This is a genomic window from Shewanella sp. YLB-07 (genome assembly GCF_009377275.1).
Genome location: NZ_VOQB01000003.1, coordinates 135971 through 159260, shown reverse-complemented (window position 1 = coordinate 159260; position 23290 = coordinate 135971). Strand labels below are relative to the sequence as shown.

Genomic DNA, 23290 nt, shown 5'->3' with positions numbered 1-23290 from the left:
TAGGAAAATGTTATTTATTCGAAACTAGCTGCTTACTAAAGAAGTTAATATCGTGTTCAAGTCTGACTTGAGAAAAGGCCGTTTCAAAAAATGTGTTACAGAGAATGCTCTACATTGGTTGATGATTTCTTCGGTGAGGCTAGAGGATACAGCGACTATCGAGACCTGGTCCCAGTGTGTGTTTTTCCTTATTTCGGCCATTGTCTCTGGGCCCGTCATAGGCTCCATTTGTATATCGAGTAAGATTAGATGATAGTCATCCTGTCTCATTTTCTCTAGACACTGCACTCCAGAGTCTGCAGTGTCTACTTTGACCCCTAGCTTAGATAACAGCCTCTTCCCCAGAATCAAGTTGATGTTAACGTCATCAACGATCAATACTTTGATATCATCATTAGTTGGGATATTTTCTTTTTTCTCTAACATAATTAGTCTCATATTAACTGTCGTTATACCCACTTTAGCTCGATGACATTACGCATTATGGATGTAAATACAGTTAGCATAGCCAGCTTAAGCTTGTGTGAATTGCACTTTTATTGGTATAAGCATACTGTGGCTAGTGCAGTTTGAGGTGTGAATAATCTAAAATCGATATAAATGTGTTTAAATTATTTACTCCAAATAAAACAATTCTAAAATTACTTTCAACCAATTGTTTTAATTGATTTTTTTTGTCGTTGGTTTTTTTTGGAAGCTTGGAATATTTGTGATACTTTGAATAATTATATAAAATTATCTTATGAAAATGATTCTGGCGCTCCACTTACCTTTTTACATCTGTTTTTACGCTCTAATGTTCCATTAATGTAGCATTAATGTAGCAATTGTCGTTGAGTATTAATCTAGCCTTGATACACTTGGCTATTGAGAGAAACACGTGGTCACCGCCTCAGCTAAGTCCTCAAAGAGTTAATGTAAACTTGCTGTGGTCTTCAATTGATACAATGGAGAAATTTGTGAAAGATAATGATGTTACTGAGGTTTATGGCTTAGGTAAGAGGTATGTGTTTAATGCCTGCACGGATCAATTAACCGATACGTTAAATGACAGTACTATCGAACTTGGGATTAATGAATCCAGATTATTGAGCCTTTTTATTTCCCATAAGGGAGATGTGGTTTCCCGGGAGCAAATACTAGAGGAAGTTTGGCTAAAACGTGGTTTAGTTGTTGATGAAACCAGTGTTAACCAAACTGTATCCCTATTAAGGAAGATTTTAGACGACAATGTCAGAGAGCAGAGTTATATCAAAACCGTAACTAAAATGGGCTACATGTTGACTCCTGGTGTAGAGATAACTGAAAACTCTGGTATGTTTGGTAAAAATAAATCTGCATCATTTTATAAAAATCCAGCTACGCTAAAAATGACCTTTTCAATATTTTCAGCTATATGCTTAGCTATTTTAATTTCTTGGGTTGTAACTGAACATGATCCGGAAGTTAAGGTTGAGTCTTTTACCGGTTTATTAATAGACAATGTAGAGTTGTTGGGGTTTGCTGATAGCGAAATAAATTCAGATTTATTCCCTATTATTAAGAAGTGTATAATTTATATTTCAAATGAATACTCGGGAAAATTAAGTAAAGTTTTTATTTCATCTAAAGATGAAAGAACTTTGTCGTTATTGTTTTTTTATGATGACAGCAGTAGTTTTTCTTTTCGGATCGGGCTAAATTCTAATATTCCACTGGAGAGTAATCAATGTCTTATTTTTTGAAAAACATGAATTATTTGTTTATTTTTTCAGTGTGTTTTTTCAGTGTTTTTTTTGGACTTACTTATGGAACAGGATATGGGAATTCCAACGCCTTTTTGGAAGGTCGCTGGGAATTTCATGAGGAGGTTTACATTAATAATAATTCAGCAATGTTAGGTCGGTTTGAAGGTGATGTGACAGCTAACTTTGATGGTGAATTAGAGTTCCATAGTGACAATGATTACTCTACTATTATTCATATTCAGTTTCTCGAGTTAGATACAAATGAGGAAGTTATATTTAAATATAATATAAACAGTAATGGAAGGTGGGAGGTTAATGGGAATGTGTTAAATTTTATGCCTGAAGATATATCTGAATTAAAACCTGTCATTGCCGGTACTGACAATGAGTTTATTTTGAATTTGGCTGAAAATGTAATAAAACGAGCATTTTCTGATAACCAAATAATTTATTGGATAGATGATAAAACATTTTTGTTGAATAATCTGAATCATGTACAAACCATTTTCAATGGTAAATGATTTAACTGATATTATGTACATTTATTGTAATTGGAAACATATGAAAATTTGGGTTGATGCCGATGCGTGTCCCGGTGTAATAAAAGAGACGCTGTTTAGAGCAGCAGATAGAGCTAAAGTTGAAGTGACGCTGGTGGCCAATCATTCGATGCGTGTGCCGCCATCTCGTTTTATTAAGATGGTGACTGTCTCGTCGGGCTTCGATGTGGCCGATGATGAGATAGTTAAGCGGCTCGATGCGGGCGATTTAGTGATAACCGCCGATATCCCCTTGGCATCTGAGGTGATCGATAAAGGCGGCGTGGCGCTTAATCCCCGTGGTGAGCTTTATACCGAGCAAAATATTAAGGCTATTCTGAATATGCGTGATTTTATGGATACCATGCGAGCTAGTGGTGTGCAAACTGGCGGCCCGGCACCCTTGGGTCAGAGTGAACGACAGGCGTTTGCTAACGAGCTCGATAGATTTATCACTAAGCACCACAAACCTGCTTAACAGCCCTAGCTTCATCAGATACTTATCTGTGCTTTGTTTCCCTTAATTCTGGTTTTCTACATTTATCTCAGGTGCCCACATTTCACTCTGGGACTGGGTTAGTAAAAACAAAGGCGCCATTTGGCGCCTTTGTTTTATTCTTAACTTATAACTTATAACTTATAACTTAAGCCTTAACTGGCTCATTGAGCTTAGCTTCTTCTAATTTTTCGCTGTGGTCGACCATAGTTACTACCGCCGAGTCACCCACTACGTTAGTACTGGTACAGAACATGTCGATGATACGGTCAAGGGCTGCTACCAGAGCAATTGCTTCTACAGGTAGACCCATCTGGTGAATGAGCACGCCAATCATGACGATACCGCCACCAGGAACACCACCTGCACCGATTGACAGCAGGAACACACTGAAGGCCAGCACGGGTATTTGATCCATGGTGATGGGTGTACCGAAGGCGTTACCGACGAAGAAGGCTGCAACTGTGATATAAATAGCCACACCACTCATGTTCATGGTTGCGCCCATAGGTACGCCGAAACCTGCCACGCTGCGCTTTACACCGAGTTTTTCAGTTAGGGTACGCATGGTGACCGGAATCGTGGCATTTGAGCTGGCAGTAGACAGTGCGAACAGGAACTGCTCACGCGTCTTACGGCGAAACTCAGATGCTGAGATATTGGTGGTCATGCCGATAACGACTGGGTATACCACAAGTGCCCAGAATGCCAGTAGACCGACGATGACCGCCATATAGCTAAATACACTCAAGAAGGCTTCAGGTTCGAAGGTCGCACCGAGTTTAACCATGAGGGCGAATACACCGATAGGGGCGATGCTCATCACAACGGTGATCATCTTAAGCATGATCTTGTTACCTAGTTGGAAGAAGGCCACCACAGGCTGTACTTCATCTCCCAAAGCTTTAACGATACCGCCTGTCAGCAACGCCATAAAGATGATCTGCAGCATGTTACCCGAAGCGAATGCCTGAATAGGATTGCTTGGGATTATGTTGACTATCATGTCGATAAAGCCCGGAAGTTCTGTCGATGTCAGGCTGGCATTTTGATCGCCTACTAGATTCATGCCCGCCCCTGGTGCGATCCACATGGCTAAACCAATTGAGACGATAATTGCGACTGCAGTATTGACGAGATATAGTCCGAAGGTCTTGCTGCCCAAGCGGCCGAAAGATTTGAGATCGCGAAGCTCGGCAATACCAGTAACTATACTGAAAAAAACCAGCGGGACGACCAGCATCATGATGAGCTGCACGAACATGCTGCCAGCACCTGATGCGATATCGACTAAGGTGGTGTTGGCAAAGCTACTGCCAGCAAAACCATATTGAATTATTGTACCTAATATCAGGCCGGCAAATAAGCCGACAAATATACGGGATGATAGAGATTTAAACATAAGTCTGCACCTTCAATTTTAATTATGATTACTCCTTCCATAGAGCATTACTTCCTTTCTTTGTATTAAAAATACTCTGTTATATACAAGGTGCTAACAAGTCCAACCACGGTGATTAGGGTGAACTTTAACCTGTTTTACTTAAGGCGATAACTCAGTAAACCACTGGCGCTAACGTCTGAAATACGAGACTTGTACACGGGGCGGGGTAAATTAACTTATTAGAAACAAAAATGATAATTGTCAGATTGGGATGCTGATTGACTGCCTTATTTAGATAATTCCTCTGTGTTTTACTAGTATTTGTAGGGTAGTGACCATGTTTATTCATTGAGGTGTGACAGATGAAACTTCATTGGCAGATAATGATAGCGATTGTTATAGCCATTTTTGTTGGCTTGCTTACGCCTCCTAACAGTCACATTTACCAAGTCTATGGCTTTTTCGGTACCCTGTTTCTTAATGCTTTAAAAATGGTGATTGTCCCCTTAATCATGGCATCGATTATCTCCAGTATGGCTAGCCTTAATCAGGGGGATAATTTGGGCCGTTTGGGGCTTAAGACCTTGGGCTATTACGCCACGACGAGTCTTATTGCCATCTTGATTGGACTCACGGTCGTTAATATTACTACCCCTGGCATTATCGATGGTGCGCCCGCGGGGGAGCTATTAAACCTGCACGCCGATAACGCTGAACTCGAGTCGACTCTGTTGAAAGTCGAAGGCAGAGGCAGTAAAGATCTGATTGAAATTTTTATTCGCATGATCCCTACCAACATAATCGCCGCAGCGGCAGAAGGGCAGATGCTGGGCCTGATATTCTTTAGCTTGCTGTTTGGCTTCTTTATGGGACGTGTGGAAGGGCGCAGGGGAGAGGTGCTAAGAGATTTTTGGAAGGGTGTGTCTAAGACCATGGTGCTTATCACTCAATTTGTCCTCAAGTTTGCCCCTATCGGTATTTTTGCATTAATCGCTAAAACCGTGAGTGCCACAGGCTTCGATGCCTTCGCGCCCATGTTGGTTTTTCTGTTGACTGTGATCACGGCTTTAGCACTGCATGCCTTTGTGGCTTTACCACTCTTGCTTAAATTTGTAGGAGGCGTGAGTCCGCTAAAGCAGTTATCTGTGATGTCGCCAGCCATGTTGATGGCATTCTCTACCGCTTCATCATCTGCCACTCTGCCTCTGACTATGGAGTGCGTAAAAAAGCGCGCCGGAGTATCACATAAGACAGCCAGTTTCGTGCTGCCCTTAGGGGCTACGGTGAATATGGATGGTACTGCTTTGTATGAGTGCGTCGCAGCCATGTTTATTGCTCAGGCCTATGGTCTGGAATTGGGACTTATTACCCAGTTCACCATAGTTCTCGTGGCGCTATTAACGTCTATTGGAGTCGCAGGGATCCCTGCGGCAAGCTTAGTGGCCATTACCGTGATTTTAGCCGCGATAGGCCTGCCACTCGAGGCGATTGGCCTGCTCTTAGTCACCGATAGGATCTTGGATATGATGCGAACCGCGGTCAATGTGTATAGCGACGCCTGCGGCACTGTGATCATTGCGCGAACCGAGGGAGAGTCGTGGGTACTCTCTCCTGAGCAAGAACACGAAGTCACAGAGCCAGATAATGATTAACCTTTTTAGTGATAGTGTTGTCATTCTAGGTTTAAGAGAAACTTGGTGATTAATTTCCCCTGAACAAGAACACGAGGTCACAGAACCTGACAATGATTAACTTCATTTGTAAAAATGCTACTGGATTTGGCTTGGTATAGTGAATTATCGGCTTGCTTTATTAGTTCGTGATAGTGAGACATAAATCCAGATTGAACAGCTAATCCCACACTGATACTGGCTAACCAATGATGTACACCCAGCGGTATTTTCATATCAGCGACTTTGTTTTGGATCTGCTTGGCTAAGTGTTATCCGCGGAAGATTGTTTATTACATTTGAGTATGAGCTGATTATTTCAGCATAAGGAAAATTAAGGTAGAGTCAGATAACCTAAATTTATGTTTATTTCCTGTGATTGGTCCATCACAAATCTTGCTTTAAAAGGGAAGTTTAATGTCAGAGAAAATGCAGTTAGCCCAATTAAATATTGCCCGTACCAAAGCGGCAATGGATGAACCTTTAATGAAAGAGTTTGTCGATAACTTAGAACCCATTAATGCCATCGCCGAATCAAGCCAAGGGTTTGTGTGGCGCTTGCAAGATGAAAGTGGCGATGCAACCAGTATTCAAGCTTTCGATGATCCTTCGATTATCGTGAACATGTCGGTGTGGGAGTCAGTAGAAGCGCTCAAAGGCTTTATCTTTAAGACTCATCATATTCGTTTTTTAAAACGAAAAAGTGAATGGTTTGATAGGCTAGAGCAAGCTAACTACGTGATCTGGTGGGTGCCTGAAGGTTATCGCCCTGATGTTGAAGAGGGGAAAGAGCGACTCATGTATCTAAGAAAACATGGCGAGTCAGACTATGCCTTTAGCTTTAAGCATAAAGGCGATAAAGTTTTAGAGGAAAATGTATAATAAATTCTGCTCTTTCATTATAAACAGGAGGTTCTTTTGAGCCGTAAATTAACAACAAGCCTAGTATTGATCGCCTCCTTGATCAGTTTTAGTAGTTTTTCCGCTAACAAGCCTGACGACAACAACTTGAGTGATGTTTTTAATGTCGACCGTATTGTGTCTGATAATGTAGAGCTTAATTTCATCAATGACGGTGATATACAGCCCAAAATCAGTGACTTTATTGTGGTCAATTACGTCTTGATGAGTAATGAAAAAGGCGATCGTCGCGCCGTGGTGACCCTGGAAAATCAATCATCGGGTAGCCGAATCTTTAAAAGTGATCAGGTTATGGCACTCATGGGAGATGGCAGACGTCTCTCTCCACATACCTATAAGCAGAAGTTTAAACGAGGAGAAAGCATCTCAATGACACTTTCATTTGGTAATAACAAGACCCCCATTCTACAGATCTATACCCGCCAATAACGCTAATGCTGATTTTTCATATCTATGACAATATTTTAGGGTTTAGAAAGCTGAATCATCAGCTTTTTATCTCTTTGATTCAACTCTAATTCAGCATTATTTCTCTATATTCATGTTCCCTATTCATGATGCTCTTTTCATTGAGTGTTAATGTAATGTAAAATGCTGAAAAGTTTTTGGAGGAAGAGAAATAGATGGAACCCCAGATAGTTGAAATTAGAGATTTTGTTTCGTTTACCTTAGCCATTATTGCGCTGTTTATAGGTAAAACGATCATCTCTCGCTATGAGTTGTTACGAAAATACAGTATTCCAGAGCCCGTGGTCGGAGGCTTTGCTTGTGCGATTATTGTCGGGGTTCTCTATTATGCTTTTGGCATCCAGATTGAATTTAATTTGGATGTCCGAGATATCCTACTGCTCTATTTCTTTGCCGGTATAGGGCTTAAGGCCGATATTGTCACCTTGCTAAAAGGCGGTAAACCGCTGCTTATCTTGCTAGTGCTTTCGACCGTTTTTATCTTCTTGCAAAACTTTATGGGGGTCAGTGTCGCGACCCTGTTTGGTTTAGATCCTAAAGCGGGTTTGATGTCTGGTTCTGTCTCCCTTATCGGTGGTGTCGGTACGGCCATGGCTTGGACACCCACCTTCGTCGAGGAGCTAGGCATACCGAATGCCAGTGAGCTAGGCATAGCATCCAATACATTAGGCCTTATTGCAGCTTGTGTCATTGGTGGGCCAATTGCCGCTTATTTGATGAAACGTCATAATGTGAAACCGAATCTGGATACTAACTTAGATATCGGTGCTAGCCATAATAGTAACCGCAATCATATTCAAGTCGATTATTTTGGGGTATTACGTGCCTGGTTATGGTTAAACGTGACCTTGATTGTGGGTTATTTTATCGACATCGGATTACAAGAGGCTGGGCTTAAGCTGCCTATGTTCGTTGCTTGTCTGTTAGCGGGTATTATCATTGGTAATGTAGGCAGAGCTTATCTCAATCGTGACAAAGAGAAAGACAGAAGTTATGTAGAGGATGCTTCCAGAGGCTTATCACTCATTCAAGATATCTGTCTAGGCATGTTCTTAACCATGGCCTTGATGAGCCTGAAAATTTGGGAGCTTGAAGGTAGTCTGGCTTATATTTCTGTGGTGATGACGTTGCAGGTATTGCTGTCGATTCTGTTCACTGTGTTTATCGTATTTAGGCTGATGGGCAAAGATTATGAGGCAGCAGTCATATGTTCCGGCTTTGGCGGGGTCACCTTGGGCTCGACAGCGACGGCGATTGTAAATATGACGGCGGTATCTCAGCAATATGGCGCGGCTCATAGAGCCTTCATCATAGTGCCTCTGGTATGTGGTTTCTTTATCGATATCGTCAATGCCATGATCATCAACCTGTTCGTTAATTTCTAAACATATTTGCGATAGGACTGTTAACTGATAATAAAAAGGAGCCCAGGCTCCTTTTTATTTTTGGATTAAAGGTAAGGCTTATAACTTGATGAACATCGAGTCACAGGGCATATTGCGCAAAACTGGCTCAGTGGGTGAAAGCAAAAACTGAGTGATAAAGTTCACTTTATGGTGACCCATGATCAGTAGATCTATGTCATATTTGTCGATATTGTCGAGGATCTCACTGTCGAGATCGCCTGAGTGTATGATGTGCTGGTGGATCGGGTAGTGATGTTTTATATCCATGTCGAGAGAGTCGATAAGCTTAGCCATCGAAGTCGTAGATTCTTCTCTGACGATGCTCTCCTGCTCTTTATAATCGCTTCCTAGCATCCCCTCATAGGTGTGGGGAATGTCCAGGTCGATATGCAGCAGACTCAGCAACGCTTGATTCTGTCTGGCAATATTAGCCGCTTTTGCTAAGATTTTCCCACTGTCTTTATTCAGTGCGACACACAAGAGTATATGTTTGTAATTCATTCTCAACCTGCCTATTTATACCTAGAGGTATTATTTGTTAGCGCTTAACTTCCGCTAAGCCTGATGAAGCAAGCTTAAACCTCTGTTGAATTAATAATATTGAGAATTACTTAGGCAGAGGATAAATAAATCTTACTGCTTGAGTGTGTACCTAAAAGAGCTTACAAGAGCTCTTCGACGATGAGCTTGAGCAGGTAGGTCTCTCGTTCGATAGACATGCCTTTCTTGGGGCTGTTAGCCATGGTGTGCTCGTTGTGTTTTATGGCCTCGAATATGTTGATCCACACAGGTGTCATACCATTTTGAATTTCGTGGGCTTCCAGTTTCGTTTCACCGAGTTCGGGGTGAATATTGCATACGTAGCAGTATGACTCCATGTGCATGATGTCAAAATCTTCCTTGTACCAAGGTCTGAACTCTTGGTACAGACCAAACTCGCTCACCACTTCGATATGTTGAGCGCCAGTTTCCTCTTCGAGTTCTCTTAGCAGGCCTGCTTCGATGGCTTCTCCTGCATCAATTCCCCCGCCTGGAATACTGTAATCATGATATCGCTCCGTATAGAGCATGAGAATGTTCTCACCATCGAGAATGATGCCGCGGGCAGCTCTACGATGGAAGATTTTACCTTCGAGTGAACTCAGTTCTGGGTGAGTAGTGGTTCTTAAATTGCGCATTATTCTCTCGCGAAATGACATATTCTAGAAATGGAACGTTAAGAAAAGGCTAAACATGAGGAGTGATTTTAAAAGCCCTCAGATTGAAGGCTTTAGCAAGAATATTTGGGATGGCTTAAAGCACCACTTCTAGCTCTAACTCAATATCTGTACAACCTTTATTGCAAAAAACACCATACTTTCCAGTCTGTTGCTTGTCTGTTGGCACGATGAGTTTGAGAGGTTGCTTACAGGTTTCACACAAGACAGTATTGCCTTTGAAGAGGCGCTTAATCAAGTTTTTCTGTGCGTTAAACGATTTGGCTGTGGTCTTATTAATTGCTGAGAAATCGAGTTTCTGTGTCTTGCCTGGGCTAGTTTCGCTCATGATCCGCCATCTAAGTTAGTCATCTTTGTTATCTATTGTCGAGTATATCTTTGCTTGAGCAAACACTAAAGGCTTAATCGCATGGATAAGAGCTTCTCTCTCGCCATTTTCCTATGAGGTAAAGTAAATGTGAGCTCGAACGGTAAGTTTTTTATGATCCTAAGTTGAGCAATTAGTGTATAAACTCACTTATCAACCAAGCTTACAATTTAGTGAGCGAGTTTTTTAGCAGGCTTGTGGCTAAGATAAGAAATATCTACAATATCAGTTAACCAGTAGCCGATAAATTTCAGATGACAAGATGTCCAAGCTAAACATACCAGAATCAGAGAAAGTACCAACAAATCCTGTAGAGCAAGAAGGACCCTCTTCTCTGGATGATGCTGCAGAGGATATTAAACTGGCCGTGGATCTTATCTACCTCTTCGAAAGTAACAAGATAGAAACCGAAGTCGCGTTATCGGCTATCGAGATAGTCAAAGCCGATCTTATGTCTAAACGAGGTAAACCCGCAATCTAAGATGACTGGCTAATACCGATAGATATAAGACAAGAGGTTAAGCGCATTTTTACTCATCTTATCCCGTTTGGTGTTAGCGCGGGCTCCTCAATGACTACACTATTTGACATAGTTGAGTGATTCTAGAACTGATAGCGAACTCCCGCTATGGCTTCTAACTCGACTTTTACATCATCAATAATGTAAAGAATAGGCTGAGCCTCAACGAAGAAAGTGAACTTCTCTACTGAGGTTTGCGCACCGAATATGGCTCTGGCACCCAATTTAACATCATGATGATTGGAATTGATATCGGCAATCTTGCCACCAAAGCCATAGTAAAAATGCGGTGTGTTATTAAAATTAATCATCTTGTCTACTGTGATTGAAAAATTATCTAACCCAACTCCTACTTTAATATCACCAAATTTAGCATTTATCCCGGTATCGCTGCCAAGCATGACGCCGACTTGAGGCGCGGCCACAGCCGTTGAGCTGGCTATTATCACAAACGCGAGCAGACTGAAGATATATCGGATTGATTTCATGTTTCACCTTTAAATGGAATGGTCATATACCTAAGGGTATTGTCGCCATCGATGGGGCAAGGTTATTGAAACCGTCTCTCTATATCAATCGAATTTAGGCTTAATTCGTGATAAATCCAAATAATGATAATCTATTGAAATTTATGGCAAATAAATATTATATTGTTTTGGTTATAATGAAATGAAATTGTGAGATTCTTGCCTTAAACCTGACCGGAATAAGGTGAAATATGGCAAGAAAATGATGCTGGTTTTGTTGGGAGAAAGGGAGGGTATTGTTAGAGAAAAAACAGGAAATAAAATCCCCCTTGTGAAGGTCTATATAAGCAAGCATCTTGTGATATGACAATTTTTCGAGTTTATAGCTTTGTCATTTAATTACCTATGTATCTTTGATTGCTGGAGTGATTATGTGCAGCACACCTAAGACAAGCCTGGCAGCTAAAATGCCTGAAACCCCCTTTAGAAGTTTTATGGCCAGTATGACTCTTGCTCAGCGTAAACGTTTCGCTGAAGTGGCTAATCGTGCCCAAGAGCGCCGAGATAGCACAGAGCATTATCGGCAAGGTCTTTCTAGCCAGCATAAGAGTGTAACTAGCCTAAGCCTATGGGAAAAATTCAAGCAATTATGCATACAAACGGTTAACTTGATGGGATAACAAGCTAGGTTTATGGGAGACTCCTAGGGTAACTAAGATCTGGATATGAGTCCTGATCTAAAACGCTTCGGCTACTGATACATGTATCGCATCATTATCCTCTGAGCGGGCGTAATCGAGTCGCAAATCACTTCGGTGTTGTATTGACTTACAAAGGGCGCTTGTAGAAAGCGCCCTTGTAGCTTGTGTCCACACACTATTTTGTGACTGAAAACTTATTTTCCCTTAAGCCTTCTGGCCCCATCTTGTACCGAGCGATGGAACTTGGTTCGGTTACGATCTTTAGCGCGCTTCTGGGCTAAACTCGCCGTATTTAATGCCTGTTCCCGGAGTAACTTCAGGTAGCTGGTTAAACGTCTGGACTCTAGCTCTCCATTGGTTAACGCCATTTGCACCGCGCATCCAGGCTCAGATTGGTGATGACAATCACCAAACCTGCATTGCCTTGCTAAAGAGATGATCTCTTCGAAGGTGTCAGCGACGCCTTGCTCACAATCGGCAAGTTGTAGCTCTCGCATACCCGGTGTATCTAAAAGTAAACCTCCTGATTTCAGTTGATGTAAAGTTCGCCCCGTTGTGGTGTGACGTCCCTTGCTATCATCTTCCCTAATGTCAGAGGTTAATTGTGACTGGCTCCCTATCAAGCTATTGATGAGTGTTGATTTTCCAACTCCGGATGAGCCCATGACCGCTACTGTTTGCCCCGCAGAGCAATAAGTGTGTAGAGATTGCACGCTCTCTCGTGCTAGCGCATTAACTGTCTCTATCATAGCCAGCGGAGAAATGCCCAATATCTGCTTAATGTAGACTCGAGTGTCATCGCAAAGATCGGCTTTAGTCAGTACGAATACCGGGGTTACCCTGGCTTCATTGGCTAAGGCGAGATACCGCTCTATACGGTTTAAATTAAAGTCATTATTCAAGGATGAGACGATAAATACCGTGTCGACATTGGCCGCAATGAGCTGAGTCTGCACCTTGCTTCCAGGGGCTTTGCGGCTAAATAATGAGATACGTTCCAGCCGATGACGAAAACTGTGGTCATCATTAAGCACCAACCAGTCACCCACTGTGATATCAGGCATCTGGTTTGTGATAGGGAGCGTTAAGGTGTGGGTACTTGTCTCTAGCTCGAATTGATTTCGGTGACAGGCCATCACTTTAGCGAACTGAATCTCGGTGATATTCTCCTCTGCCACTTGTTGTGCAAAAAAGGGACGCCAACCTAATCGAGTGAGTGAGTAGTTTGATTTCTCTTGATGTGTAGCAGCACTGCTAGCATTAGAGATTGAGTTAGAAGTTGAACTCGAGATTGTTTTAGATTTGATTATTGAGAATCGATTGTGTTTATTCATTTTTATCCCAGCGCAAAGCGCCTGAACTGATTGGATCAGGGGATCGTCAACTAACCTGAGGTATATCTGAGATCCCGGTGTTATGCGTTACTTGAGGCTAGGACGAGTCGTCGCTAGTCGTAACGATAAATACAACCGGGTAGTGGAACCTTATTTACATAAACAACTACTTAAAAGAGCTAAGCAAAAATTGCTTTGATCTATAACTGTTTAAGTTAAAGCGCCTGTTGCCCAGTTAAAACCTGTAACAATCATCAATTAATCTCCTATCTGTTTAAGTTGGTAATAGTATTAGAGTCAGTCGACTTCAAAGTGAGCTCAACAATAACAAAATCCGCTAGGTTTCACTAGCTACTCCTTGCTGATTTTTACTTATTTTGGCTTTTAAATCATCAGATGTCCCACCTTGACTAAAATAACCGTTTCCTGTTTCACAAAAGGATGATGCTCACTCTGATGCGGGCTGCGTATCCAGGTGTTTGCCGGATATCTGCCATGTTCATCTTCAAACTGCCCCGATAATACCAGTATCTCTTCGCCGCCAAAGTGTCGATGGGGTTGAAAAACCTCATTGGCAGGCCATTTCACCAGCGCTGTGTGCTGCCCCTCAAAATCATGCAGTGACATGACCTCGAGCCCGCCAATACCTTGTTGCCATACCTGTCTCTTGGTATCGACTCGCACTTGCTGAGTATCTTGAATATTAAACTGGTTGAGTTTGACAAAAAGGGTGCAACCATTCGTGCTAAACGGGCTATGACTGCTGCCTGGCGGATTACGAATGTAAGTCCCCGCCGGGTAGTCACCCGTCTCATCGGAAAAGGTGCCATCTAACACCAATATCTCTTCACCTATTGGGTGACGGTGTGCGCTGAAATGTGAACCAGCTTGATAACGCACTATACTGGTGGCATGGCCGCTTTCTTGGTTCTCCCTTGCCAGAGGCTTACGGGTGACTCCCTCAAGGGGGCTAGGAAGCCAGTCCATATCATTGCTGTCGATAACGACTCTGTGTGCAAAATCCATATTCAGATTTATATTTAATAAAGGATTCATTTCCTGGCCCTTGTTGATTCCACAGTTCTCATGATTACTCTTTCTTACTCGATACTCGAAACTCGATACTCGAAACTCGAAACTGGTTTAATTTCGCCCAGCCATCACGCCGCCATCGACATCCCAGATGGCACCAGTAACCCAACTGGAGGCATCTGAAAGCAAAAAGCTAATGGTATTGGCAACATCTGATGGAGTGCCTATCCTACCGATTGGATGGAAGCCATTAAAGCCTGCTAAGGCTTCATCCATCTGCTCAGGTTCAATAAAGGCTTGATAGATGGGCGTCTTGACCACGGCAGGAGAGACGGCGTTGACCCTGATATTAGCGTCTGCCAGCTCCATGGCCATATGTTGTGTCAAGGCATGAAGTCCGGCTTTAGCCATAGAGTAAGCAGAAGAGGGGGTAGCCTTAACCGCTTGTTTTGCCCACATAGAGCCAATGTTGACTATGTTGCCACCGTCATTTTGCATCATATTCTTGGCTACGGCTTGAGAAATAATAAAAGTAGACTTGTTTAAGCCCATATAAATTTCATAATCACTCTGGCTGTGCTCAATGAAGGGCTTGGGGTTGAAGTAGCCGGCGGCATTGACCAGATAACTAACCTTGTTTGAAGGTAATTCAATAAAGTCGACGATGCGTTGAACATGGCTAGTTTGATAAAGATCGGCTTGTAACCCTGATACCTTACCAAATTCACTCAGCTCGGCAACGGCCTTCTCAAGCTTAGCGGCGTTGTTGCCGACAATAACCACTTGAATATTGGATTTTACGAGTTGTTTGGCCGATTCAAAGCCCATACCACTCGAGCCGCCAACAATAAGTGCGATGCCGGAATGTGAAAAAGCCAGGTTTGAAGAATGAGTCTCTGTAGCTGTCATAATGAATCCTTGTCGATTATTCGTTGATTACTTATTTCGTCGGCGTTTAAGCCGTTTGATGTGATAATCTTATGGCTCATCGACAGATTAAAATAGTAAGTACAAATAGGTTCGCTAGGTACTTTTTGGTACATCTTTATGACTTTAAAAGAAAAAGAAATTTCAACTTTGCAGTTACGAGTGGTAAGCCCGAGTGAAAGCACACGCATGGTCGAAACCATAGTGGGCTGTAAATGGTCTTTGACCGTTTTTCAGCTATTGGCTCAAGATATCAATCGCCCTGGTGAGATGGTACGCCGTGTTGAGGGCTTAACCACTAAGGTACTTAATCAATGCCTGAAGCGTAATGTCGAATTTGGGATCTTAGAAAAAATCAGCTATCCGGAGATCCCGCCGCGTGTGGAGTATCACGTGACGCCTTTCGGAAGTAAGTTTATGACAATATTGGATGCGCTTAAAGAGCTGCAACAAGAGATAGAGGCGCAATAGACTTTGGGTTCATTCTACCTTGGAGCAAGCTAAGGGCTGCCATTGACCGCAATCCAGAACGGGAAATTACCCACAATAAATCATTTCTCTATGGTCATGATCTGGGCATTGATCACCACGACTTGGTTGTCTTTAGTTAAGGTGACGTAGATCCATTGGCTGTCCTTACTGGTACGGATACCGTGGGGTCCTTGACCGACAACTATGTGTTGAGTCGTTAGGTTGACAGGATCTATGATTGAGATCTTGTTATCGCTAATGGCAGCAGTGGCCACAAAGCTATCATCGGGGGCGAGATCTATTCCCCATGGCCATTGCCTACCTGGATCACTTTCAATACATTTTCTTAGCCATTTTAAATAGTTAACAATAACACTAGACTCACTCATTTATTTGCGTGAACTGCCAGTTGCCTTGTACTCAATCAAGTTGATTTCTTGGCCTGCTGGGTCTTTGAGCACTGAGACTGAGCCGATATATGGGATCTCAAATGCGGCAAGTTCAATGGCCCCATCAGCTAATGCCTGTTCTACGGATTGATCAATATTGTCGACAGTGACATACCCCACCCAAGCCGATATAGGCATATGAAATTGTCCATCCTTCGCTGTTTCCTGACAGTTAGTTGCGGTCTCGAAGATGCCGGCCATAGGTTTGACAGAACCATGAGGAATGATGAGTCCGTAGCGCTTACCATTTCTTCCGCGAACCTCCCTGATGGTGCAATTGAAATGTGCCGTATAGAAAGCGACAGAAGTATCAAAATATTGAGTATGTAGCTCTTGCCAATCAAAGTTCATCTTTTTCCCTATATCTACCGATAGATTTGAATGTGTTGGTCATTATCAGCTTGTTTGCTTTTCTATAGATCACTAGGAGTTTTAGTTGAACATGTATTCCGCTCTTTAATACGGGGCGCCATTCCGTTAAGCTCATAAAAGGACCATTTTGAAAGTATGTTAGGGATGCAAGGGGATGTGCGCAGATAAAACCATCAGACAATTACAAGCCGAAATCAAAGCGTTGAAAGATGATAATCTCGAGTTAACAAGGCAGATGCTAAGTGTCGAGGAGAAGCTGACCGCTGCTCTGGATGGCACAGGTTTATGTCTTTGGCAGCAGCATATCCCCAGTGGTACGCTCACTATTTTCAATCGTGAGTGGGGGCATCTACTGGGTTATACGGAGCAAGAGTTGTCGGCTCATGTGGATAGCTGGAAGGGAAAACTTCATCCGGAAGACAGAGACTGGGTAATCGCCGCTTTTGAAGATCATGTATCCGGTAAAGCTGAGTCCTATCAGGTCGTTCACAGAATGCTGCATAAAGATGGCAGCGTAAGTTGGGTCTCAGACAGAGGCCGTATCGTCGAATATGATGAAGGTCGACCTGTTCGTATGATGGGGACTCATATTGATATTACCCAAGAGAAGCGCTACGAACTTGATTTAGCCAGGCTGGCTCATTGTGACCCTCTTACCCATCTACTCAACCGTAAGGCGCTGGAGCAAGCATTTTATATTCAACAACACAGTCAGCCACGCATTGGCGGTGCACTTTTCTTCATCGATCTCGATGGTTTCAAGTTACTTAACGATAAACATGGTCATCGATTCGGCGATCTGGTGTTGATGGATGTGGCACAGACCCTTAAAAATAAGGCGGGAGGGTTAGCCAAGCTAGCGCGTTTTGGTGGTGATGAGTTCGTGATTTTGCATACTGCTATCAATAAAGAGGTACTGGCTAAGTTAGCTCAAAGCATATTGGAACACTATTGCAGACCCGTTCAGATTGATTCCTGTGAAATCAAATTAGGGTTAAGTATCGGTATCAGTCTATTTGATTGCTCCGATCCATTTATTGCGATTTACGAACAGGCTGATAGGGCCATGTATCAGGTGAAGCAGAGGGGAAAACATCATTATGCCTTTTGGCAAAACCATGATCCCCAAGCACTTAAACTAACAAAACGGGTTAGCTAAAGGCTAATAGCCTATAGCTAACCTAGCCTTTACCAACACATTGATACTTCTTGGTGACCATATAGACATCACATCTTGAGCCAAGCTGATCCCGGCAGCTGGTTTGTTCACCGCTAAAAGCATCTGCTTTTTTGAATCCCCAAGCTTTGCATCTTTTTGTTGCTGTCTTTAAGGCATCTTGTTCATCGAAGATAGATGTTTCACTTGGCGTACGGGTGTAGGAGAGTTCAATGACCCCATCGGCTAGGCTGCCGCCTGTGGCTTCCATGGTTTTCATTGAAGTGCATGCCGATATAGTGAGAGCAAGGGTTGCAATAACGAGCGTTTGTTTCAGTATGTTTTTCATAAGTTATTGATTCGAATTCTAAATTGATTAGGAAGCTTATATAAGCTTCCTTCTAGGCTTCGGCATCATAGTCAATGAGTTGCTTAAGAGCACATTGAAAATAGTAAATGAAGTGTGTTCGTCCAAATATTATTCAGATGCCTCATTATGGTTAGCATACGTGAAACATATTTCTTACCTTGATGCTCAGTATTGAGTTTAAAAAAATGCAGCCACTTGGCTGCATCTCTTCTTGGTATAGTGAAAACTGAACTTAGTTAGCTATCTTTAGCTCTGCTTTTTCACCGATTAAATTCATATTAAAATCGAACTCATCGACGCGGATCGCGCGCTCACGCTTGAGGTTGTAGCTCAGCAATTGTTTGTGCTCTGTGGCGTTGATGACTTTAGCGTCCAGAGCATTATCGAGAGTGATAGGGAAGCGAGTGCCAGGTTTGAATGCACGCGCCTTAAGCCCCTTTTTCACCTTAGCCAGTAACTCGAGGCAATCCATCTTAGCCAGATAGGCTTGCTCGTTGATGTAGTTACCATCACCGACAACAGGCTTAATCAAGTGAGTCAGGTTCTTCTTGAACTCAGTATTGAGCTGGGCCTGCTCGGCAAGCTCTCTGACTAAGTTATCATTCACTTTCGGCATTTTAGCTGAGTAAGTCACCGTTAATGCACGCATTAACTTACGTACTGGCGACGACGGGAAGTTTTCCAGGAAGGCAAGCAGTGCTTCTTCTGCCTTACACAGAGACCAACGGGTCGCATAGTGAAAGTAAGGCGCTGCTTGTGCTCTTTGCTCGCTTGGCAGTTTCTGCTCGTAATAACGAATCGACGCCATGGCAGCGTACAAGTAACTCATCACATCACCCAGGCGCGCCGATAGCATCTCGGCTTGCTTGAGTTTTCCGCCAAGTACCAGCAAAGAGAAGTCGGCGTATACTGCGAGTTTCGAAGCCAGTTTGTTGACTGATTTCTCGTATGTCGCGACTTCGGCTAGCTTAGAGCTTGAAGGGGCTGTAAATGGCAGCAGGCCTAAACGGAATGCGCGCAAACTGTTGTTGACGCTGTAACCTATGGTTTTACGGAATATGCTGTTAAACACCTTATCGGCATTCTTATGATCGCTGTGAATCGCCTCAACCATGCTCTGCATATGAGGGTGACAACGCATTACGCCTTGCCCGAAAATCATCAGGTTACGGGTCAGAATGTTAGCGCCTTCGACCGTGATAGCGATAGGCTGGGCAACATAAGCCGAGGCTAAGGTATTTTGTGGACCACGTTGAATGGCCTTACCGGCTTGAATGTCCATGGCTGAGTTGAGTATATCTCGGCCAAGTTCGGTCATATGATATTTTGCGATTGCAGTCACTACCGAAGGCTTAAGGCCTATACCTAGGCCTTCTGTGGTCAGCACTCGCATGGATTCCTGTAAATACGTCTTACCGGCAATGTCTGCAAGTTTTTCTTGAATGCCTTCGAACTTGCCGATAGATAATCCAAATTGCTCACGGACGGCGGCATATTCTGCCGAAGACTTAAATGAGCACTGGCTCACCGCTGCACCAAGGGCAGGTAAAGAGATACCACGTCCCGCGCCAAGACAGGCAACGAGCATAGCCCAGCCACGGCCAATCTTAGCCTGGCCACCTATGATGAAATCCATAGGGATAAATACATTTTCGCCGCGTGTGGTGCCATTATAGAAGTTAACGCCCATAGGATCGTGACGATTGCCAAGTTGTACCCCCGGGTGAGACTTAGGGATCAGCGCACAGGTAATGCCAAGATTTTCTTTGCCGCCAAGCAGACCCTTTGGATCTTGAACCTTGAACGCCAGTCCAAGTACTGTGGCGATAGGGGCTAAGGTGATATAGCGCTTATCCCAGGTGATCGAGAGACCAAGTACCTGCTTACCTTCAAATTCACCCATAGTCACAATGCCAACATCCGGGATACCACCGGCATCAGAGCCAGCCTCCGGGCTGGTCAGGGCAAAGCACGGGATCTCCTGACCTTTAGCCAGACGCGGTAGCCAGTAGTCTCTTTGCTCACTGGTACCATAATGCATCAATAGCTCGCCCGGACCCAAAGAGTTAGGCACCATGACAGTAACGGCAACGGCTGAGCTCTTGGCCGATATGGTGGCAACTATGGTTGAGTTAGCGTAAGGGCTAAATTCGAGTCCGCCGTAGGATTTTGGAATGATCAGTGAGAAAAATTTGTTCTCTTTAAGATAGCTAAGAATGTGATCCGGTATATGTTTATCACCCTGGATAGCGAAGTCATCTATCATCTCTATTAAAGTGGTCACAGGACCATCGAGGAAGGCCTGTTCATCTACGCTTAACTTAGCGACCGGAATGTCTCTCAGTGCAGCGAAGTCAGGTTTGCCTTGGAAGATCGATCCCTCTAACCATACATCACCGGCATCGAGTGCCTCTTGCTCTGTGGTAGAAATACTCGGCATTATCTTTTTTAATTGGGTTCTTATGCTCATCTTCTTCGCTCATCCGACCAGAAATTCAGATCACATTACTACATAAAATCAAACTTAGATCAATAACTCCAAACGAGTAATTTAAACGATTGTTTTAATTGTTCGTTTGCTGTGAAAGTTATATTCTGATTTTTCATTGGCTTACATGTGTGCGCTGAGATATGAATTATTTATATTAAGGGTTAATTTTTATTGAGTAGAGTGAGTAAAGCCTGGCAAAGCTAAGACTCGATAAAGGCTTATAGTGATAAAAAGGCTGAACTTAGTCCTGAGTACACTTTAGTGCGATTAAACGCCTTGCCTAAGGGGAGAAGGACTGGGGGAATAAACTCGTGAATGGAGACTGACCCTGGAATGAAAATGAGCAGCAAATGCTGCTCATTTAGCTTACCTAAGTTTACTGATTAAACTGACTCGTCTAGGTTAGAACTGAGCTTCGACTCTTAGAGTCAATTGTCTTGGATCACCTAAGGTGTGGACTCCATAGCCGGTGTCAGCTGAAGCTACATATTCAGCGTCCAACAGATTGGTGCCTAAAGCGTAGACTGAGAAGTTATCCCATTCATAGCCGATACGGGCATTGACCAAGGTTTTTGCATCGTTCTCAGGTTCGTAATCAAGCCCTGATGCTTCGGGGTTATTTAGGGCTGATGATGTGCCTGCATAGCTGACGTTTAGGTTAGCGAAGATACCAGAGTCACTGCGATAAGTGGAGCCTATGTTTGCCGTCCACTCGGGGGCATCTTCGAAGCTTCGACCGGATAGGTCGTAAGTCACGGTTGGCAGTACGACCAAAAACTCTTCAAACTCAGTTTTGGCATAACCCACGCCGCCATAGACGCTCCAGTCGCTATCTATCTGATAGTAAAGTTCAGTTTCGAAGCCTTGAACCGTTGAACTACCCGCATTACGGGTTTCACTGTCATATCTGTTACCCGAGAACTGTACATCTACCTGTTGATCTTGCCAGTCAACATAGAAGAAGTTGGCATTGGCACTTAAGCTGCCTTCTAGCCAGACTGAGCGAAATGCCAGTTCATAGTTCCAGGTATATTCGGGATCGAAGGTATGTGTGGTGTTTTGGGCCGTGTTAGTGCCTACTCCACCGGAGCGATAACCTTGTTGTACGGTAAAGCTGGTGGTGATGTCACTGCTCCAGTGATAGCTGGCACCGAGTTTTGGCAGGAAGGCATTGAAAGATGCATCAACCAAGGGCTCTGCCCCAGAGGCGCTGTCCGCCATGCTTAGCAGTTTTGCATTGATCCCAGTGATCAGGGCGCTTGTCATAGGGTCAAATGCTGGATTTGCAGGGTCTGGCATCAGATGAGCGTTGGTGATCGCTATATCCCCATCGGATTCATTTTCCTGTTTTTCGCGATCGAAACGGAAACCGGCAAAGATGTCCCAATTGTCATTGATTTCATAAACCGCATCGGCAAACATGGCTAAGTTAGTGACACTTTGTTTGGTTATTGCTTCATTATAAATCCGTACTGGATCAACATCGGCATATAGGCCTAAGACCATGTCTGCAAGTGATTGTGGTAGTCCTAACCCGCCATTTTCCGGGGGAGTGACTAACAGAGTCGGTACGCCTAAGCGCTGGAAGCTAAGGTATCTTTGACCATAGGATTTAGTGTTAATATCCTGTTTAGAATAGAAGGCACCGATAACACCGGAAACCTTGTCCGTGTCGAATACCAGTTTAAGCTCTTGGCTGAATGTATCTTCTTGATTGTCCCAAAATCTTGCTGCTGTAGGCTCAGGAGTTCTATCATCATCCCAGCTAAATCCTCCATAGACAGTGGAGTAGGCGCTGACAGCAGAGGCTGTCCAATCATCATTGATATCGTAGTTGAGCGCTAAGGTGTAGATATCGACATCGGTGAAGGTAAAGCTGTCTTGATCGATTGATACTTCTCTTTGTCCAAAAGGATCGTTTAGCGGACTGCCATCTTGAGCCGTTGTTTTAGTGCTCTGCATACCCACTGAACTTTTAGCTTTGGTATAGCCTATTTGGGCATAGAACTCTTGCAAGTTTGAAGGCTGATATTTCAGCTTAAAGCGATAGGTTTCATTGTTATTATATCCGGCAGGCTTGCCTGTCACTGTATTGTTGATATAACCGTCGAAATCATTTTTATCGGCGCTGGCTCTAAAGGCGACTTCATCTTCAATAACCTCACCGCCTATGGCTGCAGCGTACTCCTTCTGACCATTTTCACCCACACCTAGCCTGGCTTTTCCTTGCCATTCGAAACTCGGGTCGACCGTGCGCATTATGATGGCACCGGCCAAGGAATTACGTCCCTGCAGGGTCGATTGAGGACCACGCAGAATTTCTATCTGGCTAACATCCCATGCTGAGAATCCGCCTTGACGTACAACACCATAGGGCATCACTGCGCCATCGATGTACATAGAAGCTAAGTTGCTGCTGCCGCCACCTGAAACGTTATAGGCATCTATGCCACGTATGCTAAAACCACTACGGAGATCACCGTTAACGTTTGGAGTACGTTCGAGTGCATCATAAAGATCGTTAATGTTTTGATCTTCGATCTGCTTGCTGGTGATCACAGCTACGCTAGCCGTGGTTTCTTGTAGTGTTCTGTCTATTTTCTGGCCTGTGACCATGATCCTTTCTATGGCTTGGTCATCGGCATTAGACATGGCTGGAAGCATGAGTGAGAAGAGTATGCTGGTGCGAATAGCGAGTGTTATTGGGTTATGTTTCATCATAGGTCCTGTCTGCATTTCGATGTATATCTATACGAATGAGAATCATTATTAAAAATCGCGGCGGATGTTAACACAAAGTTAAGG

26 protein-coding genes are annotated in these 23290 nt (G+C 43.5%); 11 read left to right on the top strand and 15 right to left on the bottom strand.

All coding sequences use genetic code 11. The annotated features are described in order from the left end of the window. Positions 1 to 24: 24 nt before the first annotated feature. A complete protein-coding gene (locus FS373_RS32705; protein WP_185976980.1) occupies positions 25 to 426 on the bottom strand; it encodes a response regulator in 402 nt (133 codons plus the stop codon). 533 nt (positions 427 to 959) lie between these two features. On the opposite strand from FS373_RS32705, the gene FS373_RS07500 reads away from it, so the two are divergent. From FS373_RS07500 to FS373_RS07490, 3 genes are read left to right on the top strand one after another with little or no spacing between them, the layout of a single operon-like run. Next, positions 960 to 1724, top strand: coding sequence for a winged helix-turn-helix domain-containing protein (locus FS373_RS07500; protein WP_194165827.1), 765 nt, complete (start codon positions 960 to 962; stop codon positions 1722 to 1724). Beyond that, the gene (locus tag FS373_RS07495; protein ID WP_152829200.1) at positions 1709 to 2248 is read left to right on the top strand and encodes a regulatory protein ToxS; all 540 of its coding nucleotides are present in this window, start codon (positions 1709 to 1711) and stop codon (positions 2246 to 2248) included. The genes FS373_RS07500 and FS373_RS07495 overlap by 16 nt, the downstream gene beginning before the upstream one ends. Before the next feature lie 40 nt (positions 2249 to 2288). Continuing rightward, positions 2289 to 2744, top strand: coding sequence for a YaiI/YqxD family protein (locus FS373_RS07490; protein ID WP_144045618.1), 456 nt, complete (start codon positions 2289 to 2291; stop codon positions 2742 to 2744). Positions 2745 to 2910: 166 nt separating this feature from the next. On the opposite strand, the gene FS373_RS07485 is transcribed toward FS373_RS07490, so the two are convergent. Further along, the gene (locus FS373_RS07485; RefSeq protein WP_152829199.1) at positions 2911 to 4164 is read right to left on the bottom strand and encodes a dicarboxylate/amino acid:cation symporter; all 1254 of its coding nucleotides are present in this window, start codon (positions 4162 to 4164) and stop codon (positions 2911 to 2913) included. A 344-nt stretch (positions 4165 to 4508) separates the two neighbouring features. Between FS373_RS07485 and FS373_RS07480 the strand changes: the two genes are divergently transcribed. Next, positions 4509 to 5798 (top strand): dicarboxylate/amino acid:cation symporter, encoded by a 1290-nt coding sequence (locus FS373_RS07480; protein WP_144045619.1) that lies wholly within the window; start codon positions 4509 to 4511, stop codon positions 5796 to 5798. 77 nt (positions 5799 to 5875) lie between these two features. Here the strand turns inward: FS373_RS07480 and FS373_RS32700 are convergent, their stop codons facing one another. Continuing rightward, positions 5876 to 6073, bottom strand: coding sequence for a hypothetical protein (locus FS373_RS32700; protein WP_407695655.1), 198 nt, complete (start codon positions 6071 to 6073; stop codon positions 5876 to 5878). Between the two features lie 172 nt (positions 6074 to 6245). Here FS373_RS32700 and FS373_RS07470 point away from each other — a divergent pair, with 172 nt between their 5' ends. From FS373_RS07470 to gltS, 3 genes are all read left to right on the top strand, one after another. Next, positions 6246 to 6698, top strand: a complete 453-nt coding sequence (locus FS373_RS07470; protein ID WP_144048888.1) for a DUF3291 domain-containing protein — start codon at positions 6246 to 6248, stop codon at positions 6696 to 6698. A 36-nt stretch (positions 6699 to 6734) separates the two neighbouring features. Next, the gene (locus FS373_RS07465; protein WP_227992589.1) at positions 6735 to 7166 is read left to right on the top strand and encodes a hypothetical protein; all 432 of its coding nucleotides are present in this window, start codon (positions 6735 to 6737) and stop codon (positions 7164 to 7166) included. 194 nt (positions 7167 to 7360) lie between these two features. Then, positions 7361 to 8590 (top strand): sodium/glutamate symporter, encoded by a 1230-nt coding sequence (gene gltS, locus FS373_RS07460; protein WP_144045621.1) that lies wholly within the window; start codon positions 7361 to 7363, stop codon positions 8588 to 8590. Positions 8591 to 8668: 78 nt separating this feature from the next. On the opposite strand, the gene FS373_RS07455 is transcribed toward gltS, so the two are convergent. From FS373_RS07455 to FS373_RS07445, 3 genes are all read right to left on the bottom strand, one after another. After that, positions 8669 to 9112, bottom strand: a complete 444-nt coding sequence (locus tag FS373_RS07455) for a universal stress protein (protein WP_144045622.1) — start codon at positions 9110 to 9112, stop codon at positions 8669 to 8671. A 161-nt stretch (positions 9113 to 9273) separates the two neighbouring features. Further along, complete coding sequence (locus tag FS373_RS07450; protein WP_144045623.1) at positions 9274 to 9789, bottom strand: NUDIX hydrolase; 516 nt, start codon at positions 9787 to 9789, stop codon at positions 9274 to 9276. A 115-nt stretch (positions 9790 to 9904) separates the two neighbouring features. Further along, entirely contained in the window at positions 9905 to 10156 is a 252-nt protein-coding gene (locus FS373_RS07445; protein WP_144045624.1) for a hypothetical protein, read from the bottom strand. A 301-nt stretch (positions 10157 to 10457) separates the two neighbouring features. On the opposite strand from FS373_RS07445, the gene FS373_RS07440 reads away from it, so the two are divergent. After that, entirely contained in the window at positions 10458 to 10676 is a 219-nt protein-coding gene (locus tag FS373_RS07440) for a YbaM family protein (protein WP_144045625.1), read from the top strand. Positions 10677 to 10798: 122 nt separating this feature from the next. Here FS373_RS07440 and FS373_RS07435 read toward each other — a convergent pair whose 3' ends face one another. Further along, positions 10799 to 11203 carry a hypothetical protein gene (locus FS373_RS07435; protein WP_144045626.1) on the bottom strand — a complete coding sequence of 135 codons (405 nt, stop codon included), beginning with the start codon at positions 11201 to 11203 and terminating at the stop codon, positions 10799 to 10801. A gap of 410 nt (positions 11204 to 11613) precedes the next feature. Between FS373_RS07435 and FS373_RS07430 the strand changes: the two genes are divergently transcribed. Next, positions 11614 to 11862 (top strand): hypothetical protein, encoded by a 249-nt coding sequence (locus tag FS373_RS07430; RefSeq protein ID WP_152829198.1) that lies wholly within the window; start codon positions 11614 to 11616, stop codon positions 11860 to 11862. Positions 11863 to 12077: 215 nt separating this feature from the next. Here the strand turns inward: FS373_RS07430 and rsgA are convergent, their stop codons facing one another. The 3 genes from rsgA to FS373_RS07415 form a co-directional block, all read right to left on the bottom strand. After that, positions 12078 to 13217, bottom strand: coding sequence for a ribosome small subunit-dependent GTPase A (gene rsgA / locus FS373_RS07425; RefSeq protein WP_152829197.1), 1140 nt, complete (start codon positions 13215 to 13217; stop codon positions 12078 to 12080). A gap of 384 nt (positions 13218 to 13601) precedes the next feature. Next, positions 13602 to 14273, bottom strand: a complete 672-nt coding sequence (locus FS373_RS07420; RefSeq protein ID WP_152829196.1) for a cupin domain-containing protein — start codon at positions 14271 to 14273, stop codon at positions 13602 to 13604. 87 nt (positions 14274 to 14360) lie between these two features. After that, positions 14361 to 15128, bottom strand: coding sequence for an SDR family NAD(P)-dependent oxidoreductase (locus tag FS373_RS07415; RefSeq protein WP_152829318.1), 768 nt, complete (start codon positions 15126 to 15128; stop codon positions 14361 to 14363). A gap of 168 nt (positions 15129 to 15296) precedes the next feature. On the opposite strand from FS373_RS07415, the gene FS373_RS07410 reads away from it, so the two are divergent. Next, positions 15297 to 15647: a winged helix-turn-helix transcriptional regulator gene (locus tag FS373_RS07410; RefSeq protein WP_144045629.1), complete on the top strand. Its 351-nt coding sequence runs from the start codon at positions 15297 to 15299 to the stop codon at positions 15645 to 15647. An 80-nt stretch (positions 15648 to 15727) separates the two neighbouring features. On the opposite strand, the gene FS373_RS07405 is transcribed toward FS373_RS07410, so the two are convergent. Together FS373_RS07405 and FS373_RS07400 are read right to left on the bottom strand one after the other, a co-directional pair. Then, entirely contained in the window at positions 15728 to 16036 is a 309-nt protein-coding gene (locus tag FS373_RS07405) for a YncE family protein (RefSeq protein ID WP_144045630.1), read from the bottom strand. Next, positions 16037 to 16447 carry a VOC family protein gene (locus FS373_RS07400; protein ID WP_144045631.1) on the bottom strand — a complete coding sequence of 137 codons (411 nt, stop codon included), beginning with the start codon at positions 16445 to 16447 and terminating at the stop codon, positions 16037 to 16039. A 175-nt stretch (positions 16448 to 16622) separates the two neighbouring features. On the opposite strand from FS373_RS07400, the gene FS373_RS07395 reads away from it, so the two are divergent. Next, on the top strand, positions 16623 to 17627 hold the full coding sequence (locus tag FS373_RS07395) for a diguanylate cyclase domain-containing protein (RefSeq protein WP_144045632.1): 1005 nt from the start codon (positions 16623 to 16625) through the stop codon (positions 17625 to 17627). Positions 17628 to 17649: 22 nt separating this feature from the next. Here FS373_RS07395 and yecR read toward each other — a convergent pair whose 3' ends face one another. The 3 genes from yecR to FS373_RS07380 form a co-directional block, all read right to left on the bottom strand. Next, complete coding sequence (yecR, locus tag FS373_RS07390) at positions 17650 to 17904, bottom strand: YecR family lipoprotein (RefSeq protein WP_185976982.1); 255 nt, start codon at positions 17902 to 17904, stop codon at positions 17650 to 17652. Positions 17905 to 18226: 322 nt separating this feature from the next. Further along, positions 18227 to 20464 (bottom strand): acyl-CoA dehydrogenase, encoded by a 2238-nt coding sequence (locus FS373_RS07385; protein WP_152829195.1) that lies wholly within the window; start codon positions 20462 to 20464, stop codon positions 18227 to 18229. 423 nt (positions 20465 to 20887) lie between these two features. Next, a complete protein-coding gene (locus tag FS373_RS07380; protein ID WP_227992587.1) occupies positions 20888 to 23206 on the bottom strand; it encodes a TonB-dependent receptor in 2319 nt (772 codons plus the stop codon). Between the last annotated feature and the right edge of the window lie 84 nt (positions 23207 to 23290).